This window comes from Dechloromonas sp. ARDL1, from assembly GCF_051122455.1.
GTDB lineage: Bacteria > Pseudomonadota > Gammaproteobacteria > Burkholderiales > Rhodocyclaceae > Azonexus.
This window is the reverse complement of sequence record NZ_CP168939.1, coordinates 2,267,257-2,287,925: the sequence shown is the minus strand read 5'-3', so window position 1 is coordinate 2,287,925 and position 20,669 is coordinate 2,267,257. Positions and strand designations below refer to the sequence as shown.

The window sequence follows — 20,669 nt, the reverse complement described above, 5'->3', positions numbered from 1 at the left end:
CCATGGCCAGGTTTTTCATCTTCAGGCCGGTATTTGCGATTGTCACCGCCATCGTCCTGACGCTGGCCGGCATCATCGCCGGCCTCGGTCTGCCGATTGCCCAGTATCCGCAAATCACCCTGCCCACCATCCGGGTCAGCGCCATTTACCCCGGGGCCAGTGCCGAGGTCGTCGAACAGGCGCTGGCGCAACCGATCGAGGAGCAGGTGAACGGGATCGAGGGCATGCTCTACATGAGCTCGAGTTCTGCCGGCAACGGCGGCTACAACCTCGACATTACCTTTGGCCTGGGAACCGACGCCGACATTGCCGCCGTGCAGGTCCAGAACCGCGCTTCGCAGGCCAATGCCCGCTTGCCGTCGGAAGCGATTTCGGCCGGCATCACCACCAAGAAGCAGACGCCCGACGTGCTGATGTACGTGGCGCTGGTATCGCCGAACGGTACCTACGACGAATTGTTCCTGTCGAACTACGCGACGATCAACGTCGTCGAGGCGATCAAGCGGGTCAAGGGGGTGGGCAATGTCAGCCTGTTCGGTGCCGAATTCGGCATGCGCATCTGGCTGAAGCCGGACCGCATGGCCAGCCTGGGGGTGACGCCGCATGACGTCTATCGCGCCATCCAGGAGCAGAACGCGCAGGCGCCGGCCGGGCAGGTCGGCCAGATGCCGGCACCCAAGACCCAGCAGTTCCAGTACGGCATCGAGGTGCGCGGGCGTCTCGCCGAAGTGAGCGAGTTCGAGGAAGTCATCGTGCGGGCCAAACCCGACGGTTCGTTCATCCGTCTGCGCGATATTGCCCGCGTCGAGCTGGGCGCCAAGGATTACGTCTTCCAGGCGCGGCTCAACGGCCGTCCGGCCGCCGCCTTCTCGGTCAATCTGACGCCGGATGCCAGCGCCATCGAGACGGCCGATCTGATCAACGCCGAGCTGAAGCGGCTGTCGGCCTCCTTTCCGGCCGACCTGAGCTACGACATGGTGCTCGACAACACCGTGTTCGTGAAAGCCTCGCTGGAGGAGGTCAAGCATACCTTCATCGAAGCCTTGGTCCTGGTTCTGGTGGTCGTTTTCCTGTTCCTGCAGAACTGGCGGGCGACGGTCATCCCGATGCTCGCCGTGCCGGTTTCGCTGGTCGGCACCTTTGCCGCCTTTACACTGCTCGGCTTCACCATCAACACGCTGACCCTGTTCGGCATGGTGCTCGCCATCGGCATCGTGGTCGATGACGCCATCGTGGTTGTCGAGGCGGTCGAGCACCACATGGAGCACAGCGGCCTGGACGCGCGCGATGCGACGCTGCGGGCCATGGAGGAGGTGTCCGGGCCGGTGGTCGCCATTGCCCTCATTCTCGCGGCGGTATTCGTTCCGGTGGCCTTCCTGGGCGGAATTTCCGGCGTGATGTACAAGCAGTTCGCCATCACCGTCGCCGTATCCACCGGCCTCTCGGCCTTCGTTGCCCTGTCGCTGACGCCCGCCCTGTGCGCCCTGATGCTCAAGCCCAAGGACAAGGAAAAGCAGGGCCTTGGCAGCCGCTTCTTCGGCGCCTTCAACCGTGTTTTCGATCGGATTACCGCGAGCTACGGCCGCAAGGTCCAGACCATGATCCGGCGCAGCCTGCTGTCGCTGGCCATGCTTGGCATCCTGATCTTTTCCGCCTTCGGGCTGATGAACCGGGTGCCCGGCGGCTTCGTGCCGGCGGAGGACCAGGGCTACTTCCTGGGCAGCGTCCAGTTGCCGGCAGCGGCGTCGCTGAACCGGACACAGGCCGTCACCGAGAAGGTCGACGCCATCCTCCAGGGCTACGAGGCGGTCGACAAGCGCCTGATCATCAATGGCTACAACATCCTGAACGGTGCGCCACAATCCGACAGCGCGCTGTTCGTGGCTACGCTCAAGCCGTGGTCGGAGCGCGCCGGCGATTCGCTGAAAACCGTCCTGCTCGGTACCTACATGCAGGGGGTCAAGCTGCCCGATGCCGTGGTGCTCGCCTTCAACCCGCCGCCCATTCCCGGCCTCGGCGCGACCGGCGGCTTCTCGTTCAAGTTGCAGGATCGTTCGGGCGGAACGCCGCAGGAGCTGGCCAAGGTGGCCGATGACTTCATGGCGGCCGCCCGCCAGCGTCCGGAAATCGGCAGCATCTACTCCAAGTTCGATCCGCGCACCCCCGCCTTCCGGCTGTCCGTCGACCGCGAGAAGGCCAAGAAACTGGGTGTTCCGGTGTCGGACATCACCAATGCCCTGCAAACCTTCCTCGGCGGGCTGAATATCAACGACTTCAGCCGTTTCGGCCGCACCTACAAGGTCACCATGCAGGCCGAGCCGGAATATCGCAGCGATATCCAGGGGGTGGGGCTGTTCCATGTGCGCAATGGCGACAACCAGATGATCCCGCTGTCCACCTTCGTGACGCCGATGCCGATCAGCGCGCCGTCGGTCATGGAACGCTACAACCTGTACCGGACCGCCGAACTTGGCGGCAATCCCGGTCCGGGATACAGCTCGGGCGACGCCATCCGCGCCATGGAGGAGGTGGCGGCCACCACGCTGCCCTCGGGCTACGGCTTCGAATGGTCGGGCATCAGCCGCCAGGAGAAGGAATCCGCTGGCAAGGCCCCGGTTGTCTTTGGTCTCGCCATCCTCTTCGTCTTCCTCTTCCTCGCCGCCCTGTACGAGAGCTGGGCGGTACCCTTCGCCGTGCTCTTCGCCGTGCCGCTGGGCGTGTTCGGCGCCATGCTCGGGCTGTGGGCGACCGGGCTGAGCAACAATATCTACGCGCAGATCGGCCTGATCCTGCTCATCGGCCTGGCCGCGAAGAACGCCATCCTGATCGTCGAATTCGCCAAGATGAAGCGCGAGGAGGGGCACGATGCCACCAGCGCCGCCATCGAAGCCGCCAAGCTTCGCCTGCGGCCGATCATCATGACCTCCTTCGCTTTCATCCTGGGCGTCGTGCCGCTCATCATCGCCGCCGGCGCCGGGGCGGCGGCACGGGTGTCGATGGGCATCACCGTCTTTTCCGGCATGCTCGCCGCCACCTTCCTGGCGATTTTCATGGTGCCGGTGCTGTTTGTCGCCGTCGATCGCATTGTCAAACGCTTTTCGAAGCCTGAGGCCAACCCGCCGGAGGTGAAGCCATGACCCGCCGCCTGCCGCTTGCCGCTGCCCTGATCAGCCTGTTTGCCGCCGGTTGTGCGGTTGGCCCGGATTACCGGCGCCCCGAACTTCCCTTGCCGGAAAAGTACGCCGCTACCGAACAGGCGGTGGACAAGGCTTCGTTTGCCGACAGTAACTGGCGCGAAGTGTTTACCGACCCGCAACTGCAGGCGCTGATCGATGAAGCGTTGGCGGCCGGGCCGGACGCACTGCTTGCGGCGGCCCGTTTGCGCGAGGCGGAAGCGCTGGCCGGGGTTACCCGGGCGCCGCTGTTCCCGCAGGCATCGCTGAGCCTGAATACGTCGCCGACGGTGCACCGCTCGGGCGAGCAATTCACCTCCAGTTTCACGGGGGGCGCCGGAATCTCATGGGAAATCGACTTGTGGGGACGCTACCGGCGTGCCAGCGAGGCCGCGCAGGCTGAACTAGTGGCCAACGAGGCGGCGCGCGACGGTATGAATGCCTCGCTGGTGGCGCAGGTCGCTCGCTACTATTTCACGCTGGCGGCCTTGCACGAAACGCTGACCATCACCGAGCGCAGCGCCCGCAACCAGGGTGACGTGCTGGGCCTGATCAAGCGCCTCTCGGCGGCCGGCATCACCTCCGCGGCGGAGGAGCGGCAGCAGGAAAGCGCCCTGGCGGCGACCGAAGCCGCCATTCCCACGTTGAAGCGGCAGATCGCCGAAACCGAAACGGCGATTGCCCTGCTGCTCGGCCGTCATCCCGGCCGCCTGCCGGTCTCCGGCCCTCCCAAACTTGAATTGCCGGGGTTCATTCCCCCGGGCTTGCCCTCCCGCCTCCTTGAACAGCGTCCGGACATCCGCCAGGCCGAGGCTCGCCTGGTGGCGGCCAATGCCCGCGTCGGCGAGGCCAAGGCCCTGTTCTTCCCGAACCTCTCGCTGACCGCGATGTTCGGCGGGGTGAGCACCAGTTTGTCCGATGTCGTCCACGGCCGTGCGCCGACCGTCGCCTCGCTGGGGCCCAACCTGCTCATGCCCCTGTTTGCCGGGGGGCGGATCTATTTCAACAAGGCGGCCGCCGAGGCACGACTGGAGCAGGCCCTGATCGGTTACCGCAAGACGATCGATAACGCGCTGGGCGAAGTGGCCAACGGACTGGTCGCCTACGAAACCAGCAATGAGCTGATGGACGTCCAGGCCCGTCGTGTTGCGGCTGCGCGGGAGGCTATGCGTCTTGCCGACCTGCGCTTCCGTTCGGGTACGACCAGTTTCCTTGAGGTTCTCGATGCCCAGCGGCAACTGCTTTCGGCCGAGACGCAGGAGGTGCAGGCGCTTCTTGAACGGCGGCAGGCGCTGATCGCGGTCTATCTCGCGCTGGGAGGCGGCTGGCAGTCAACTGCTCGCTAAGGGGCTGGCATGGACGCGGTCCATACCCTGGGAAGTCTTCGACGGACACTGCTGCTCAGACTGTTGGCGGTGTGGCTGCTGGTGACGCCGCTGGCGGCGGGCATCGGCTACTGGGTCGAGGTCGGCAAATTCGAGGAAGGGCTGGTGGCGCTGACCATGCAGCAGTTGCATAGCCTGTCTCCGGAGATCCATGGCGGGGCAACTGCCGAAAGCTCACCGCTGGCGGAGCGGACGCGTGAATTTGTCGGCAGGAACTACGTGTGGATTCGCGTCTTCGATGCGCGAGGCGTGCTGCTCCGGCAAATCGACAATCCGGCCCGGCATGCGTTGTCGCAGTCGCTGTTGGCGCGGGCCAGTCCGCTCGAAGCGGATGGCCGACGTCATTTCGACAAGCTCGTCGTCGACGGGGCGACGATCATCAGGATCATGATCCGGCTACCGGATGAGAACGGCAGCCAAGGTCGGATGCTGGAGGGGGCTTTCGAACTGGATCACCTGCAACTCGTGCAGCAACGCGATAAGCTGCTGCGCTTCCTCGGTGGCATCGTGCTGGTCAGCCTGGCCACAGCCCTGGCCCTCTATCCGGTCATTCTGGCGTTGAATCGAGGCGTGGTACGCGCATCACGCGACATCCTGCGCGGTAACGTTGAAACGGCAGCCGTGCTCGGTGCCGCCATCGCCAAGCGCGATTCGGATACCGGCGAGCACAATTACCGGGTCACGTTGTATGCCGTGGCACTGGCCGAGCGGCTGGGCCTTGAGCGCGGGCAGATACGCAACCTGATCCTTGGCGCCTTTCTTCACGATGTCGGAAAAATCGGGATTTCCGATGCCATCCTGCTCAAGCCGGGGCGCCTTGACGATGCCGAATTTTCAGCCATGAAGCAGCACGTCGGGCTGGGGCTGGACATCATCGCCAACTCTCACTGGCTCGCCGCCGCCGGCGAGGTGATCGGCAACCACCATGAGAAGTTCGATGGAAGCGGCTACCCACGAGGGTTGCGCGGCGAGGAAATTCCGCTGAACGCACGGATCTTTGCCATCGTCGATGTCTTCGATGCGCTGATGTCCGAGCGCCCCTACAAGGCGCCGATGAGCCTGGAGGACGCCTTGGACATCCTGCGCGAGGGGTGCGGCAGTCATTTTGACGCCACCTTCGTCGATGTCTTCGCCGACATGGCCGAAGGCATCCATCGCGACGTACGTGGGTTGTCCGAAGCCGCACTGAGCCAGATGCTGGCCGACCAAATACCCCGCTATTTCTTCCTGACCGAACCCCCGCGGTAGCTCGGCCGAGGCAGCAAAACCCCGTTAAAAAGCCCTCCGGCGTGGGCGGGAGGGCTTTTAATGTCAGGTAACAGCCATCAGTTGATGCCCATCCACTTGCCATCCTTGAACTGATACAGCGAAATACCGCCAAAGCGGTTGTCGCCCTTGGCGTCGAAGGCGATGGTGCCGGTGACGCCCTTGAAGTTCACCTTCTGCAGCATCGGCAGATACTTGGCAGGTTCGACCGAGTTGGCCAGCTTCATGGCTTCGATCAGCGCGTTGGTCGCATCGTAGGCGTACGGCGCATAGAGCTGGATATCGGTGTTGAAGCGCTGCTTGAAGCGGTTTCTGAACTCGGTGCCGCCTGGCATCTTGTCGATCGGCAGGCCGGCCTGAGTGCAATAGACGTCATTCGACATGGCCTGGGCGGCCAGCTTCAGCATTTCGCTGGTGCACACGCCATCCCCGGCGAGGAAGCGGGCGTTGATGCCAAGCTGCTTGACCTGCTTGAGCATCGGCGCGCCCTGGGCGTCCATGCCGCCGTAGAAGATGGCGTCGGGCTGCTTGCTCTTGATGCGGGTGAGCAGGGCGGTGAAGTCGACAGCCTTGTCGTTGGTGTATTCGCGGGCAACGACCTGCACGCCGTGTTTCTTGAGGTTTTCAGCCAGTGCGTCACCGAGGCCCTGGCCGTAGGCGGTGCGGTCGTCGATGATGGCGATCTTCTTGGCGTTGAGCACGGTGGCGGCGTACTTGGCCATCACTTCGCCCTGCTGGAAATCGTTGGCGATGACGCGGTAGGCGATCTTCAGCCCCTGCTGGGTGAGTTTCGGGCTGGTGGCGGATGGCGTGATGGCCGGGATGCCGCCCTGTTCATAGATGGCTGCTGCGGGGATGGAGGTTCCCGAGGTGACGTGGCCGACGACGCCCTTGGCGCCGGCGTCGACGATGCGCTGGGCGACGATGGTCGCCTGACGCGGGTCGCCCTGGTCATCTTCGGTCATCATTTCGAAACGGATCTTCTGGCCGCCGATGGTGACGCCCTTGGCGTTGGCATCGTCCAGTGCGAGGCGGGTGCCGTATTCCTCGTCCTTGCCGACGTGGGCGATGGGGCCGGTCAAGGGGCCGGCGAAGGCGATCTTGGCAACCGTTTGGGCGTACACGGCGGCCGGTGCCGCCAGGATGCCGAGACCGGCGATGGCGAGAGCAATTTTTTTCATGTGTTGTCCTTGGTGTGTTGTCCGATACCTTCGCGGCATGTGGGAGGTATGCCGGTGCAGGGCCTTTGAGTAGTGACTTGATGAGGGCGATTGTACTGGAAGCGTGCCGGAAGGAAATCCGCCGTGCTGGGCGGGGCGTATCGGTACTGGGCTGCGTCGCTTGGGGTGGCGTTTCTCGGGATATCAGTCGTGCTCGCCGCTCTGCCTATCGGCCAGCGTCAGCCGGTGCTCCAAGGATGTGTTCAATAGTTCAAATGTTTCATATTTGAGAGGATTGACGGCTGTTTGTAACAATTCGTAACCATCTGTCATTTCTCTGTGACTAAAATGAAATCCCGTGATCGGAGAACTGCTATGTCAATCAAGTCGCGTTTGTTATTGCTGATCGCCGTGGCCTTGCTGGGATTGAGTGCGCTGGGGGGCGTTGGTTTTACTGTCAAGCGGATGTTGTCGAGCGTATTGCACGAAGCGGTCAACGTGCGTATCCCTTCCATTATCGGCCTAGAGGTGATCAACGAGGCGCAGACCGATCTGGTACGTCGTTCGTTGCAGGTTGCCATTTGGGAAAATGATTACAGTCCGCAGGCTAAGCAGTATTTCCGTGCGGCGCTGGCTGCCAAGGATGCAGCCTGGAAGCGGGCGGATGAGGGTTGGCGGGCATACGAGGCCATTCCGCAGACGGCGGATGAGAAGGTGCGCTGGCAGGAGTTCGTGGCGGCGTGGTCGGTCTGGAAGGCTGCCGATGCAAAGGTTACGGCAGAAATTCGCTTGCTTGCCGAAAACCAGAGCGAATCCGCGCAAAAGGAGGCATTCAAACGTTTCTATGCCGCCTTCCACGCTCAGGAAAAGCCATTCTCCACGGCAGAGGAGCATCTGGGCAGGGTGATTGAAATCAACGAACAAATTGCCCGCCGGGCAGCCGTGGAGGCTGGAAAGGTCGAGGAGAGCGCGACCTGGTGGATTGCCTTGGCCGCAATCCTCTGCTTTGCGCTGACTGTTTTTCTAGGTGTCTGGATCTACCGGAGCGTCATGGGGCCGCTCAATGCCATGCAAGCGACGATGAGCCGGATCGGCAGCGAACTGAATCTGCGCGAGCGTGTAGAGACCAGGAGCAGCGACGAGATCGGCCGGACCGCGCAGGCATTCAACGATCTGGTCGGGCAATTGCAAAATTCGTTTATCGACATCTTCCAACGCATGGGCGAGGTGCGTCAGGAGGTTGGGAATCTGGCCACCGCTGCGCAGGAGGTCTCGCAGGCCACCGCCCATCAGGCCTCGGCGGCGGCTTCGATGGCCGCTGCTGTGGAAGAGGTGACGGTCAGCATCAATCATGTCTCAGGCAGTGCCGCCGATGCACTGGCCATGTCGCAAGAAGCCGAGAGACGTTCCGATGGTGGAATCGCGACCATCGAACGCTCGGTTGCCGGCATGGGGGAAATATCCAATGCCGTGGCGCAGGCTGCCGGAGCGATTGCCGCGCTGGGCCGTCAGTCTGACGATATTTCGGCGGTGGTTCAGGTGATCAAGGATGTCGCCGATCAGACCAACCTGCTGGCGCTCAATGCTGCCATCGAGGCAGCCCGGGCTGGCGAACAAGGACGCGGCTTTGCCGTCGTGGCGGATGAAGTGCGCAAACTGGCCGAACGCACTACCAGCTCCACGGGGGAGATTGCCGCGATGATTTCTGCCGTCCAGCAGAGCAGTCAGGCTGCCGTTTCAGGCATGGAGCGCGTGGTGGATCAGGTTGCGCGAGAACAGGAGCTGAACCGGTCGGCGGGCACCGAAATCGCCGCTATCGGCAGCGAGACCCAGCGCGCTGCCGGGGCGATATCCGAGATCAACGAAGCGCTGCGCGAACAAAGTGCCGCCAGCAACGACATTGCCGCGCACGTGGAGTCCGTCGCTCAGATGACCGAGGAGAACCATGCCGCGAGCCAGCGTACGGCAGAGAGCGCGCAGCGGGTCGATCAGCTCGCGGAGGTCGTGCTCATGACGCTGGGACGGTACAAGCTGTAAAACGACTCCCCGGGCAACATCCTCCGCAGCGGAGGGCTGCCCTGCCCGGGGGACACCCTCTTTCGGGGGCGGCTGCTCGGCCTGTCTACTCGCGATAGAAACCGACGCCGATCAGGCTGCCGTTTTCGCGGCGGACGAAAGTGCGCTTGTTTTCCACGGCGTTGGTGATCGGGTTGCGCCAGACGTAATCGACGCTGCCTTCGCCCTTGTTGCGCGCCAGTTCGAGCATTTCCTTCATGAGCGGCTTGCCTTCCACGTCGTGCAGGTCGCTGGCGTCGGTGCCGGTCCATTTCGGATTCATGCCATGGGCCTCGAACTTGCCGTTCGCCAGGTTGACCGCGAAGACGTAGAGATCGTCGCGCACGAAGGGGCCGTTGCGGTCGTTGAAACTGGCCAGCGCCCTGGCCATTCCCTGGCGGCGGATCTGGTCGCTGGCGGCGTCGAGCAGCTTGCGCGCGTCGTCGGCGCTGGAGCGCGGCGCGTAATAGCCGACCCCGAGGATGTAGTTGCCGTCGCGGTACAGCCAGGCGTGTTTCGGTTCGACATGGTTGCTCTTGCGATTGAGCCAGACGTAGCGGATGCGCGCTTCGGCCTGTTTGTCGGTGACCGCGATCATCTCGCGGAAGAGCGGCAGGCCGGCGGCATCGACCGTGTCCAGCACGTTCAGGCCGACCAGTTCGACCGGCGCGGCGCCGTTGGCGACATAGGTTCCCTTGGTGTCGATCACGTAAACGTACAGGTCTTTCTTGACGAACGGGCCGCTGCGGTTATTAAAAGCCTTCCAGGATTTTTCCGGCCCGTTGGCCTTCAGGTATTTGACGGCCTGGTCGAACAGGGCGCGGGCCTCGCGCGGGGTGGCGTGGTCGGCGGCGAAGGCGATGGCGCTGGCGGCAGCCAGGCTCAGCGCGGCGAGGGTACGGCGAATGCGGTATGGCATGGACGGGTCTCCGGTTTGGATGGGTTGGTTTTTCGGCGTCAGGCTTGGTGCCGGGCAGATGTCAGGTTTTCGATGTTCAGGCGACGCCAGGGCTATGCATATCCACCAGGCCGTGGCGGGCGGCGAAATGGAGCAGCTTGAAGTCGCTGTCGGCATCGAGTTTCTGGCGGATCATCGACAGGTAGTTGAAGATGGTTTTCGGACTCAGGTGCATGGCATCGGCGATGTCGCTGGCCGTCTCGCCGTGGGCGAGCAGGCGCAGCACCTCGAATTCGCGTGGGGTCAGCTGGTGCAGCGGTGTTTCGCCGTCGATCGCCTCGCCGGCCAGGATGTCGGCGATGTCGGCCGAAAAGGCGCGGCGGCCGGCCGCGACGCGGCGGATGGCGTCGATCACCTCATCCGGTTCGCAATACTTGGTCAGGTAGCCGTGGGCGCCGCTTTTCAGCGCCTGCGTGACGTGGCCGGCGCTGTCGTGCATGGACAGGACCAGGATGCGCAAGGTCGGGAGGCGGGCGAGCATGCCGCGAATCGCCTCGATGCCGCTGCTGCCCTTGAGGCTGAGGTCGACCAGCGCGACATCCGGCAGGCTGCGGATGACCAGCGCGTTGGCCTCGTCGGCGCTCGATGCTTCGCCCACCACCTCGAAACCGGGCTCCGCCGACAACAGGCGACGGTAGCCGGTGCGGACCACGGCGTGGTCGTCGATCAATACGATGCGCATCATTCCCTCTCTCCTTTCCTTCCTTTCACCGTTCCGGCCTGCGCCGGCAACTCGGCTGACAGCCGGAGGCCGCGGCCCGGCAAGCTGTCCAGCTGCAAGTGCCCGCCGGCCATTTCCAGCCTTTCGGTCATGCCGAGCAAGCCGCCGCGCCGGGCCGCGCCCGCCTGCGGCAAGCCGTCGCCATCGTCCTCGATGCTCATCCGCAAGCGCGCCGCATCGGCGGTGACGACGACCGTGCAATGCCGGGCGCCGCTATGGCGGACGACATTGGTCAGCGCCTCCTGCAATATCCGGTAAAGCGTCAGGGCCGCCATTTCATCGACTTCCGGCCAGTGTTCCGGCAGTTCCATTGCAAATTCGATGCCGGTTTCGCGATTCCGCCAGCCGTCGAGCAGTTCGCGCAGCATGGCGGCCAGCCCCGAGGCATCCAGGCCGTGCGGGCGCAGGGTCTTGAGCATGGCCCGCAGCTGGTTTCCCGAGTGGCGGATGTCGCGCCGCAGGTCGGCCGCGCATTCGGCGATAGCCGCTGCGTCGAGACGGGCGGCATGGCGTTCGAGGTGGGCGGCGGTGGCATTGATGGCGGTCAGCGTCTGCCCCATTTCGTCGTGCAGGTCGCGGGCCAGGGCGCGGCGCTCCTCTTCCTGAACCGCGATCAGCTGGCGGGCGAGGGCGCGCTGGGCGGCGCGCGCCGCCGCCAGTGCCTCGGCCAGCCGGTCGATGGCGCCGGCTACCTGGCGAAATTCCCGCAGGGCGAAGGTGGGCAGCGCCGGGTCGGATTCACCACGCGCCAGGCGGTGCAACCCGCTTTCCAGTTCGCGCACCGGGCGCAGGGCGCGGTCGGCTGCCCACCAGGCGGCGAGCAGGGTTGCTCCAGAATAGAGCAACAGGGTGATCAATAAACGAACAGTGTCCCCCAGCCGTTCCTCGATTTCCGACGCCGGGTTGGGGGCGATGATCAGGCGATGTTCGCCGACGCGTATCTCGTGCTCCGGGCCGGCCTCGGGGACCAGGCCGAGGCGCACCAGCAGCGGCGGGGTTTCCGGTGCCGCCGACGTGCCGGCGCTGCGGATGCTCAGATGCCGCAGGTCGGCTTCGGCCAGCCGCTTCGGCAGGTCGGGGGCGGCCCCGTCGGCGGCGAGCAGCACATCGACCAGGCGTGACGAAGCCTCGACCTCGGCGCCGATGTCGGCACGCAGGGAGTGCAGCTGGACGATCAGGGCCATCGCCAGCAGGCCGCCGAGCAACAGGCCGAGCCAGCCAAGCAGGCGGCGTCGCAGATCCATGGACTCTCCTCGTCGATTGTTTGGGCAAGCCGTTGCAGGTTCCATACCCGCCCCGGAGGCGAAGGCGCAAAGCCCGGGAATTTTTCCCGAGTGGCGGGGGATCGTCTCCCGGGACGAGCCAGCGAGTGGCCTCCTAGACTGGCCTGGCCTGTCGGCAAGCGCTGGCAGACCCCACGGGGACGATACGAACACCTATCTGGAGACAAGGAAAACATGATGAACACGCACTGCCCCTCCCGCCGGACGCTGCTTGCCGCCCTGGTTGCGGCCACGCTCTGCACCCCCGCGCTGGCCGGCAAAACGGTGAGCTGGGAAGATATCCTCAATGACGACAAGACCACGCAGGACGTGCTTTCCTATGGCCTGGGCCTGAAGGCGCAGCGCCACAGCCCGCTGGCCAAGGTCAATACGAAGAACGTCGACAGCCTGGTGCCGGCCTGGAGCTTCTCCTTCGGCGGCGAAAAGCAGCGCGGGCAGGAGGCACAGGCCTTGGTGCACGACGGCGTGATCTACGTCACCGCCTCGTATTCCCGCATCTTCGCGATCGATGCGCGGAGCGGGAAGCGCCTCTGGGAGTACGAAGCCCGCCTGCCGGACGATATCCGCCCGTGCTGCGACGTGGTCAACCGGGGCGCCGCCATCTACGGCGACAAGATCTACTTCGGCACGCTGGACGCTGCCGTCGTCGCCCTCAACAAGGACACCGGCAAGGTGGTCTGGCGCAAGAAGTTCGGCGACCACAAGGTCGGCTACACGATGACCGGCGCCCCCTTCGTCGTGAAGGACCAGAAGAGCGGCAAGGTATTGCTGGTGCATGGTTCGTCGGGCGACGAATTCGGCGTTGTCGGCTGGCTGTTCGCCCGCGACCCGGATACCGGCGAGGAAGTCTGGGCGCGTCCGATGGTCGAGGGCCACATGGGCCGCCTGCACGGCAAGGACAGCACGACGACCGGCGATCCGAAAGCGCCGAGCTGGCCGGAAGGGCCGGACGGCAAGAAGGTCGAGGCCTGGCATCATGGCGGCGGCGCGCCGTGGCAGACCGCCAGCTACGATGTGGACAAGAACATGGTGGTCATCGGTTCCGGCAACCCGGCGCCATGGAATACCTGGCACCGCACCAAGGAAGGCGACGACCCGCGCAACTGGGACAGCCTGTTTACCTCCGGTCAGGCTTATGTGGATGCCAACACCGGCGAGCTGAAAGGCTTCTTCCAGCACACCCCGAACGATGCCTGGGACTTCTCCGGCAACAACGCGGTCGTTCTCTTCGAGTACAAGGATCCGAAGACCGGCAAGCTGGTCAAGGCCTCGGCCCACGCCGACCGCAACGGCTTCTTCTTCGTCACCGACCGCGAGAAGCTGTCGGACGGTTCCGGCTACCCCAACAAGCCGACCTCGCTGATCGGAGCCTGGCCCTTCGTCGAGGGCATCACCTGGGCCAAGGGTTTCGACCTCAAGACCGGCAAGCCGATGATCGTCGACGGCCAGCACCCGCCGAAACCGAAGGAGGGGGCCGACAAGGGCGATTCGATCTTCGTCTCGCCGCCCTTCCTCGGCGGCACCAACTGGATGCCGATGAGCTACAGCCCGCAGACCGAGTTGTTCTACATCCCGGCCAACCACTGGGCGATGGACTACTGGACCGAAAAGCTCACATACAAGGCCGGCTCTGCCTATCTCGGCCAGGGTTTCCGCATCAAGCGCCTGTTCGACGACCACGTCGGCACGCTGCGCGCCATCGATCCGAAGAGCGGCAAGATCGCCTGGGAGCACAAGGAGAAGTTCCCGCTCTGGGCCGGCACCCTGACCACCGCCGGCGGCTTGGTGTTCACCGGCACTTCCGACGGCTACGTGAAGGCCTTCGACGCCAAGAACGGCAAGGAATTGTGGAAGTTCCAGACCGGCTCCGGCGCGGTCTCCGTGCCGATCACCTGGGAAATGGACGGCGAGCAATACCTCGGCATCCAGTCCGGTTATGGCGGCGCCGTGCCGTTGTGGGGCGGCGACATGGCCGACCTGACCAAACAGGTGACGCAGGGCGGCTCGATGTGGGTGTTCAAGCTGCCGAAGATGGCGAAGAAGTAAGCCTCCCCCGCGCCGGGAGCGACCTTTCCCCGCCCCCGGCGTTTAACCGACAGGGCCGGTGCTGCATGGACACCGGCCCCGTCACCTCTTTTCGAGCATTGCCCCTACCGCTACACAGATCGGAAACTGCCCCAATGCGTTGTCTGCTTCTCATCGCCCTGTTGCTCCGATTGCCCATGGCCCTTGCGCAGGAGGCCGGCCAGCCGCTGGTCATCAACGGCTGCGGTATCTGGCCGCATACCCAGTGCCGCGGCGTCGACCTCCGCCACGCCAATCTGGCGGGAAAAAATCTCGCCGGCGCCGATTTTTCCGGCGCCAACCTGGCTCGCGCCAACCTCACCGGCGCCAATCTGGCCGGGGCAAACTTCGATGGCGCCGACTTGACCGCCGCCAAGCTGGTCAAGGCCGCCGCACCGACGGCCACCTTCCGCGGCGCCCGCCTGGTCGGCGCGGATCTCGAATTTGCCCGCCTGTTCCGCGCCGATTTCAGCGAGGCCGACCTGGCCGGCGCCAATATGGAGGCGGCCAAGGCCAATTTCGCCTGGTTCATCGGTGCCCGGCTGACCAATGCCAATCTGCAGGAAAGCAAATTCTTCACCGTCAATTTCCGCAAGGCCGACCTGACGGGTACCTACCGTCGCTTTGCCGTTTTCCACGAAGCCGATTTCGAGGGCTGCACCGGCTGCCCGACCGAATGGTGACCACCATGAACACATTGCTCATCGCCGTGATGGCCGTGCTTTTTTCCGCGTCGGCACTGGCCAACGAAGTCGCCGTGGCGCCCTCCGTGTCGCCCGACGGCCTGCCGCCGCTCGGCGAAACCTGGCGTAGCGAAAACCCGTATCGCGGCAACCCCGAGGCCATCGCCATCGGCCAGCAAGCCTACAACCAGGCCTGCGCCCGCTGCCATGGCGCCGACGCCAGCACCAACGCCGCCCCGGCCCCCGATTTGCGCAACCTCAACCGCTTCTGCCGACGGATAAGCGACGCCGAACTGAACGCCGCCTGCATGCGCGACAACGATGCCTATTTCGCCAAGACGGTCCGCCACGGCAAGATCATCCTCGGCGTCACCCACATGCCGCCCTGGCAGGGCGTGCTCAAGCAGGAACTGGCCTGGGCCATCCAGACCTTCGTCGAGTCGAGAAGAAGCGCCTCGCGGGAATGAAACCCGGTCAGCCGCATTGCCGAATTTCTCCGGCGATCAGGCGGTAGTACCAAAAGGATTCGTCGTTGGCCAGGCGTTCGCCAAAGCGGGCGGGCGACACCCCGGTGATCCTGCGAATCTCGCGCCCCATGTGCGATTGATCGGCAAAGCCCGCATCGGCCGCGATGTCGGCAAGGTTTGGCGTGCCGCCGTTGCGGACGGCAACGCGATGGATGAAGGCCTCTTCGACGCGGATGAACAACTGCAGGTCGCGATAGCTCTGGCCCGTCCAGTCGCGGACAAGGCGTTGCCAATGACGCAGGCTGCGCCCCGCGCTGGAGTGGGTGGCTCGGGTCGCCACCGAGCGTACCCAGTCGCCGATATACGGTGCCGGACTGGGCCGAAGCGGCTCTTTCCACAATGGCCGGATTTCCTTTTCGAGAAGCGCGAACGTGGTCGGTGCGCCGGCATCAAGGACAGCTTGGCAAGCCCGGAGCAGGGCCGGCGGGGCCACCGCTTCCAGAGGCAGGTGGCGATCCCGGTAGCTTTCCACGGGGTGGCCGATGAGGCGTTTGAAGGCTTCCGGATATATGCCGACGGACAGGGCATGTACGGACCCCGGCGACCAACTGGCCACCGGGCCGCGCTGCGGGCCGGAGAGGGTAAGTCTTGGCAAGGGCGGGCCGAGCGCGAATCGGTTTCCCTGTGCCTCGCCTTCGACCAGATGCAGTGTTCCTTCGAAAATCCACGAGATCACCGCCATCGGTGTCGCCGGGTAGTAGTTGAGACGATCCAGCTCGCCCAGCGAACAACCGCGTGTGTCGCGCTCGATGCCGGCCAACAGGCAGGCGCCGAGGGCCGGGGAGGGGATGTGCAGGCGGGAGAGCGGTGTCTTCAACGGGTGTCGTTTGCGTTCTAGCGAGGCGCTGGCGGAGCGGGCAGGATGGCATGGATCGACATCCGCGAGTAGCTCATCATGAAAACGATAATTCAGGGCCGCCTGTCGCACAAGCTGCGCAGCATGGCCGTATCAGCCGCCTGTTTGTGCCGTGTGGCGCTGGGGCGGGCATTGGGCAGGCCATTGGTGAAAGCGTGGCCGTTTCTGTTCGAATACGGCACGCGCTATACGCGAGCCCAGTTCAATCATGCCTTTCGTATCAGCCATGACATTGCCGAAAGCCGGGCCTACTTCGACAGCGTCTACGGCATGACCGAAACCTATCCCGACGTGAGCGTACGCGAGACCGGCGACGGCGAGCCGCGTGGCACCTGGTTCCTGCCGCAGACGCGCCACAGCGATGCCACCCTGCTGCACTTTCACGGCGGCGGCTACACCTTCTACGCCGGCGTGTCGCGCCACTTCGCGGCCTGTCTGGCGCATACGCTCGGGGTGGCTGTTTTCGCGCCTGACTACCGCCTGACGCCCGAGCACCCGCATCCCGCCCAGCTGGATGACGGGCTTGCCGCCTACGCCCATGTGCTGGCCCACGGCACCCCGCCGGAAAAACTGGTGCTGTGCGGCGACTCGGCCGGCGGTCACCTGGCGCTGATGGTGTTGGCGAAGCTGCGGGACGTCAATCTGCCGAAACCGGCACTCACCGTTGGCATCAGCCCGTGGACCGATATCGGGCGGCGCGGCGCCAGCCAGTTCGGCAACGACCCGTACGATATGGTGCAGGGCTACATGACCCTGCAATTCGCAAAGTGGCTCAAGGGCGGGCAGGCGCTGAGCGACGCCGCCTTGTCGCCGATCGGGCAGGACTATCGCTCGCTCGGGCCGATCTACCTGCAGGCCGGTGGGCGGGAAATCCTGGTCGACATGATCCGCGATTTCGCGAGCCTGGTCGCCGCCCAGGGCGGCAGCGTTCGCCTCGATGTCTGGCCGCAAATGAATCACGAGTTCCACGCCTATGGAGCCTACCTGCCCGAGAGCCGTGAAGCCCTGGCCTGCCTGCGCCGGGCCGTTGCGGCATGCGTCGGGCAGGCCGGGGGCTTTGCGCCGAACGAGCGAACGGAGCGCGATAGTTTGTCCACCTGACGAGCGCCGTAGCGCCGGGTTGCAAGCGCCACGCCTTGTCATTCCCTCGGCATGCGTGCACGATGACGAGCGTGTAAAACTATTGCCGAGAGGCTTTCGGAGCTCATTCCATCATGCCCATCGAAGAACGCATACACATTGCGGTTCCGCCCCTGTTCATCGACCAGATCTGGAGCGAGGTCGACCGTTGGCACCTCTGGGACCCGGACACGCGGCAGGCAAGGCTGGACGGGCCGTTTGCCGTCGGCTCCACGGGGCGTATCGTTCCCACCAAGGGCATGGGGGTGGCGATGGTGGTGACAGAGCGCACTGTAGGCCAATCGTTCACAGTCGAAGGCCATCTTCCGCTCTTCCGCATGCATTTCGAGCACCGGGTCGAGCCGGCCGACGGGGGCTGCGAGGTCATGCACCGCGTCTGGTTTACCGGGCCGCTGCGCTTTCTGTTCGGCCCGGGCGTCGCCAGGATGGTGCGCGACGGGCTCCCGCGAACCATGCGCTCGCTTAAGACCTATGCTGAGCAACGGCTGGCGTAGGATCGGCAAAGCACCACCTGATCCGACAATGTTCCATAACTCAATGCCGCTTGGAACCTTGATATTCCATATGGTTCACGGCACGATCAGAGAATGAAGATAGCAGCTTCGTTAAGGGCTTTTCGCAATGACTAAAAAGAACCAGCTCAATATTGCAATAGCTGCAACCTTTGGATACCTGATCGGAATAGAACTGATTGGTCCCTACCTGCCAAACTGGCTTGCCATTCCCTTATCGCTAATTGGCGGCGGTGCCCTGTTGCCCTATAACCCCCAAAGCGTCGTGTGCTGGGGCATTGGCAGGATCGCGACAGAAATCGATGCTTGCTTTGACCGTATCAGTCCCGCGCTTGGAGGGAGGTGGCGTGGATAACGGGTAGTAGCCGTTCTCGTTCCGATCCGGTGCTGTGCGGTTAAGCTTCGCACTATTCGAAGCCATCCGGTGAGTTATAACGATACATATCTGATTGCGACATTTGAATATTTCGGTCTTTGGCAAAGAAAAAATCACGTTACAAGCAACATAGAGGGGGTTATCAATGATTAATTCAAACTCATCAAAATTGGTTATCTGCAGCGTAGTGGTGGCGCCTGCGAGAAAATTGGTTTTTTATAGACTCCGAACTTGGTTGGACCAAGTTGTAAAAATAGTAGTACATACATTTGCTGTCGAAGAATCCAAAGTTCCATTGGATCCGGAAAATCCCGATGGATACTGGTATTGCGCCGGGGATTTTTGCAATATCGATGAGTCAGGTGTTTCTCAGCACTTGAGTGATGCTGATGTTGACTATGCAAAATGCCTGGTTGCGCCAAATATCAAGGACGATCATCCCGCTCGGGAATCCATGGTTATCTTGGGGCAATACGGTATTCACTATGTTTGCCACAACATAACCAATAGAGTTTTGTATTCGACTGCAAATAAGGACACTATCATTGATCTTGATATTGTTACCACAGGATACGAGCTTGTTGTAAAAAGTGCCCTAGCAGGCTGCTGAAATACCGCCCTGCAACTGCAGACGGTGGCATGGAACGGAGTCGTTTTTCGTAAGGCGAAGCGGATTTTCGGTCGTTCGCACGTGTTTTACAGGGATTCCGAGGTGTTTTCCTATCATATTGCCCCCAGCGGACGGATTGCTCCCAAGGAGCGCATGCGCGTCAGGTTGTAGGCGGCCATGGTCAGCACGAACAACTGATCGACCTTCTCCAGTCCGCGCACCATCACCTGGCGTATCGGCCCAATGAACTTGGCCCAGCCGAATCCCTGTTCGATGAGTTTGCGCTTTTGCTGGGAGATCGCGTAACCGTCACTGCCGGCAATGTCGTCCGGCACGGCAGAACGGCGATGGCTGGTGTTCTGCGCCACATGGGGAATGACATTCAGTTCGATGAGTGCCGCAATGAATTCCTGGGCATCGTAGCCCTTGTCCGCGCCGAGGGTGATTTCAGCCGTTTCGCCGGCGACTTGGCGGGCATCGGCGATCAGGGCCTTGGCAACTTCCCGCTCGGCATAGCCATCGGCCGTGGTCACGACCGCACTGGCAATGAGTCCGTGGCGGTTGTCGCTCAAGGTGTGTCCCATGTAGCGCAACTCACTGGCGGTATTGCCCTTGCGGTACAGTCGGGCATCCGGGTCGGTACGTGAGGCGTGGGTGTCATTGCTGCGTGACTGGCCCTTGAAATTGCCGCCGCCTTCATCATCTCCGCCGTCCTTGCGCAGGAAACTCTTGTGTCCCGCCCAAGCCTGGATGAGCGTGCCGTCGACACTGAAATGTTCGCCTGATAGCCAGTTCTGCTTCTCGGCAATGGCCAGTACCGCATTGAAGAGTTCGATCACGGCATCGTGGGCAATCAGGCGTTCGCGATTCTTGGTGAAGACGGTGGGCACCCAGACTGCATCGTCCATCGATAGGCCGATGAACCAGCGAAAGAGCAGGTTGTACTGGGTCTGCTCCATCAATTGCCGTTCCGAGCGAATGCTGTAGAAGATTTGCAGCAGCATGGCACGCAGGAGTTTCTCCGGGGCAATGCTGGGGCGACCGCCTTTGACGTCGGCGGCATACATGCCGCTGAGCAGGGGTTCGATATCCTTGAGCGCCCGATTCACCATCGCCCGGATCGGCCGCAACGGGTGCTGCGCCGGCACAAAGTCGTCCAGGCGACGCATCGTAAACAAACTCTCGGTGAAGGTGTCGGCTCCGCGCATGATCCGCTTTGTGCTCTCGGTAATCTCGGTGAATCTCTATAACGATCAAACCCGCTGTTTCGTCGACAGGATGGGGAAGTATTTCAGCAGCCTGCTAGGTATATACGGACAAAACAAAGTAGAGTGGGAAAGGCGCAAAGAAAACTGCTCCGGGTCAATTTGTATAGCCGATGGCGGGAGAATTGCTGCTCCATTAATTGGTGGCTTGGAGAAAACGCGGGAAGATGAAATCAGAAAAATTCACCTACGTGCCGCTCGTTGGGATATTGCAAAAGCTGAGAGGCTTACTCTTGCTTTGGCAACCATCGATTATAAATTTTATTTGAGGACGCAAGAAATTGTTGAGGAATTCGACCGTCATGCCATCAGTTTTGCAACCGCCAATTTGAAAATGGTGAATGCTTGCGCCGTTCTTTTTTCGGAGACCATAGGCGAAGTAGGGCTGGATATGACGAGGCGAATTTACCCCGATTGCAATATCGAATTGGAGATAGAGAAAGAAGCCGAGCCATTAAGAGTCTATATGGCGGCCAGTCGATAAGCACCTATCCCTGTGGTAACCGGCCGTCAGACCTAAATCCAAGTCTAGCCGGTTACCCTGATCGCTTGGTTGCCTGCGACTGCTTACAAATCGCCCATAGTATTTTCAGGGGGACGTCGGGGCAATCGCATCGCGCATGGTGAATTGGATT

The 20,669-nt window shown here is 62.8% G+C and carries 18 protein-coding genes; 12 read left to right on the top strand and 6 right to left on the bottom strand.

What is annotated here, in order from left to right; genetic code table 11:
- Positions 1 to 2: 2 nt before the first annotated feature.
- The 3 genes from AB6Q56_RS11245 to AB6Q56_RS11235 are packed head-to-tail and all read left to right on the top strand — an operon-like array spanning position 3 to position 5,806.
- A complete protein-coding gene (locus AB6Q56_RS11245; protein WP_434513271.1) occupies positions 3 to 3,137 on the top strand; it encodes an efflux RND transporter permease subunit in 3,135 nt (1,044 codons plus the stop codon).
- Positions 3,134 to 4,519 carry an efflux transporter outer membrane subunit gene (locus AB6Q56_RS11240; RefSeq protein ID WP_434513270.1) on the top strand — a complete coding sequence of 462 codons (1,386 nt, stop codon included), beginning with the start codon at positions 3,134 to 3,136 and terminating at the stop codon, positions 4,517 to 4,519. The genes AB6Q56_RS11245 and AB6Q56_RS11240 overlap by 4 nt, the downstream gene beginning before the upstream one ends.
- A gap of 9 nt (positions 4,520 to 4,528) precedes the next feature.
- Positions 4,529 to 5,806 (top strand): HD-GYP domain-containing protein, encoded by a 1,278-nt coding sequence (locus tag AB6Q56_RS11235; protein ID WP_434513269.1) that lies wholly within the window; start codon positions 4,529 to 4,531, stop codon positions 5,804 to 5,806.
- A gap of 77 nt (positions 5,807 to 5,883) precedes the next feature.
- Here the strand turns inward: AB6Q56_RS11235 and AB6Q56_RS11230 are convergent, their stop codons facing one another.
- A complete protein-coding gene (locus tag AB6Q56_RS11230) occupies positions 5,884 to 7,005 on the bottom strand; it encodes a branched-chain amino acid ABC transporter substrate-binding protein (RefSeq protein WP_434513268.1) in 1,122 nt (373 codons plus the stop codon).
- Positions 7,006 to 7,383: 378 nt separating this feature from the next.
- On the opposite strand from AB6Q56_RS11230, the gene AB6Q56_RS11225 reads away from it, so the two are divergent.
- Positions 7,384 to 9,021 (top strand): methyl-accepting chemotaxis protein, encoded by a 1,638-nt coding sequence (locus tag AB6Q56_RS11225; protein ID WP_434513267.1) that lies wholly within the window; start codon positions 7,384 to 7,386, stop codon positions 9,019 to 9,021.
- 85 nt (positions 9,022 to 9,106) lie between these two features.
- On the opposite strand, the gene AB6Q56_RS11220 is transcribed toward AB6Q56_RS11225, so the two are convergent.
- The 3 genes from AB6Q56_RS11220 to AB6Q56_RS11210 form a co-directional block, all read right to left on the bottom strand.
- Entirely contained in the window at positions 9,107 to 9,958 is an 852-nt protein-coding gene (locus AB6Q56_RS11220) for a cache domain-containing protein (RefSeq protein ID WP_434513266.1), read from the bottom strand.
- A gap of 76 nt (positions 9,959 to 10,034) precedes the next feature.
- Positions 10,035 to 10,682, bottom strand: a complete 648-nt coding sequence (locus tag AB6Q56_RS11215; protein ID WP_434513265.1) for a response regulator — start codon at positions 10,680 to 10,682, stop codon at positions 10,035 to 10,037.
- Complete coding sequence (locus tag AB6Q56_RS11210) at positions 10,679 to 11,962, bottom strand: sensor histidine kinase (protein ID WP_434513264.1); 1,284 nt, start codon at positions 11,960 to 11,962, stop codon at positions 10,679 to 10,681. Before AB6Q56_RS11210 ends, AB6Q56_RS11215 begins: the two co-directional genes overlap by 4 nt.
- A 213-nt stretch (positions 11,963 to 12,175) precedes the next feature.
- Here AB6Q56_RS11210 and AB6Q56_RS11205 point away from each other — a divergent pair, with 213 nt between their 5' ends.
- The 3 genes from AB6Q56_RS11205 to AB6Q56_RS11195 all read left to right on the top strand — a co-directional run bounded on the left by AB6Q56_RS11205 (position 12,176) and on the right by AB6Q56_RS11195 (position 15,215).
- Complete coding sequence (locus tag AB6Q56_RS11205; protein WP_434513263.1) at positions 12,176 to 14,047, top strand: methanol/ethanol family PQQ-dependent dehydrogenase; 1,872 nt, start codon at positions 12,176 to 12,178, stop codon at positions 14,045 to 14,047.
- Between the two features lie 134 nt (positions 14,048 to 14,181).
- Positions 14,182 to 14,748, top strand: a complete 567-nt coding sequence (locus AB6Q56_RS11200) for a pentapeptide repeat-containing protein (protein ID WP_434513262.1) — start codon at positions 14,182 to 14,184, stop codon at positions 14,746 to 14,748.
- Positions 14,749 to 14,753: 5 nt separating this feature from the next.
- Complete coding sequence (locus AB6Q56_RS11195; protein ID WP_434513261.1) at positions 14,754 to 15,215, top strand: c-type cytochrome; 462 nt, start codon at positions 14,754 to 14,756, stop codon at positions 15,213 to 15,215.
- Positions 15,216 to 15,222: 7 nt separating this feature from the next.
- Here the strand turns inward: AB6Q56_RS11195 and AB6Q56_RS11190 are convergent, their stop codons facing one another.
- Positions 15,223 to 16,092 carry a helix-turn-helix domain-containing protein gene (locus AB6Q56_RS11190; protein ID WP_434513260.1) on the bottom strand — a complete coding sequence of 290 codons (870 nt, stop codon included), beginning with the start codon at positions 16,090 to 16,092 and terminating at the stop codon, positions 15,223 to 15,225.
- Positions 16,093 to 16,170: 78 nt separating this feature from the next.
- Between AB6Q56_RS11190 and AB6Q56_RS11185 the strand changes: the two genes are divergently transcribed.
- The 4 genes from AB6Q56_RS11185 to AB6Q56_RS11170 all read left to right on the top strand — a co-directional run bounded on the left by AB6Q56_RS11185 (position 16,171) and on the right by AB6Q56_RS11170 (position 18,769).
- Complete coding sequence (locus tag AB6Q56_RS11185; protein ID WP_434513259.1) at positions 16,171 to 17,232, top strand: alpha/beta hydrolase; 1,062 nt, start codon at positions 16,171 to 16,173, stop codon at positions 17,230 to 17,232.
- 113 nt (positions 17,233 to 17,345) lie between these two features.
- Positions 17,346 to 17,765 (top strand): SRPBCC family protein, encoded by a 420-nt coding sequence (locus tag AB6Q56_RS11180; protein ID WP_434513258.1) that lies wholly within the window; start codon positions 17,346 to 17,348, stop codon positions 17,763 to 17,765.
- A 127-nt stretch (positions 17,766 to 17,892) separates the two neighbouring features.
- A complete protein-coding gene (locus AB6Q56_RS11175) occupies positions 17,893 to 18,138 on the top strand; it encodes a hypothetical protein (protein WP_434513257.1) in 246 nt (81 codons plus the stop codon).
- Positions 18,139 to 18,304: 166 nt separating this feature from the next.
- Positions 18,305 to 18,769 carry a hypothetical protein gene (locus AB6Q56_RS11170; protein WP_434513256.1) on the top strand — a complete coding sequence of 155 codons (465 nt, stop codon included), beginning with the start codon at positions 18,305 to 18,307 and terminating at the stop codon, positions 18,767 to 18,769.
- Between the two features lie 113 nt (positions 18,770 to 18,882).
- Here AB6Q56_RS11170 and AB6Q56_RS11165 read toward each other — a convergent pair whose 3' ends face one another.
- Positions 18,883 to 19,977 (bottom strand): IS5 family transposase, encoded by a 1,095-nt coding sequence (locus AB6Q56_RS11165; RefSeq protein ID WP_046535740.1) that lies wholly within the window; start codon positions 19,975 to 19,977, stop codon positions 18,883 to 18,885.
- Here AB6Q56_RS11165 and AB6Q56_RS11160 point away from each other — a divergent pair.
- Positions 19,976 to 20,518 (top strand): hypothetical protein, encoded by a 543-nt coding sequence (locus AB6Q56_RS11160; protein WP_434513255.1) that lies wholly within the window; start codon positions 19,976 to 19,978, stop codon positions 20,516 to 20,518. The two genes, AB6Q56_RS11165 and AB6Q56_RS11160, sit on opposite strands and share 2 nt — an antisense overlap.
- The last annotated feature ends 151 nt before the right edge of the window (positions 20,519 to 20,669 follow it).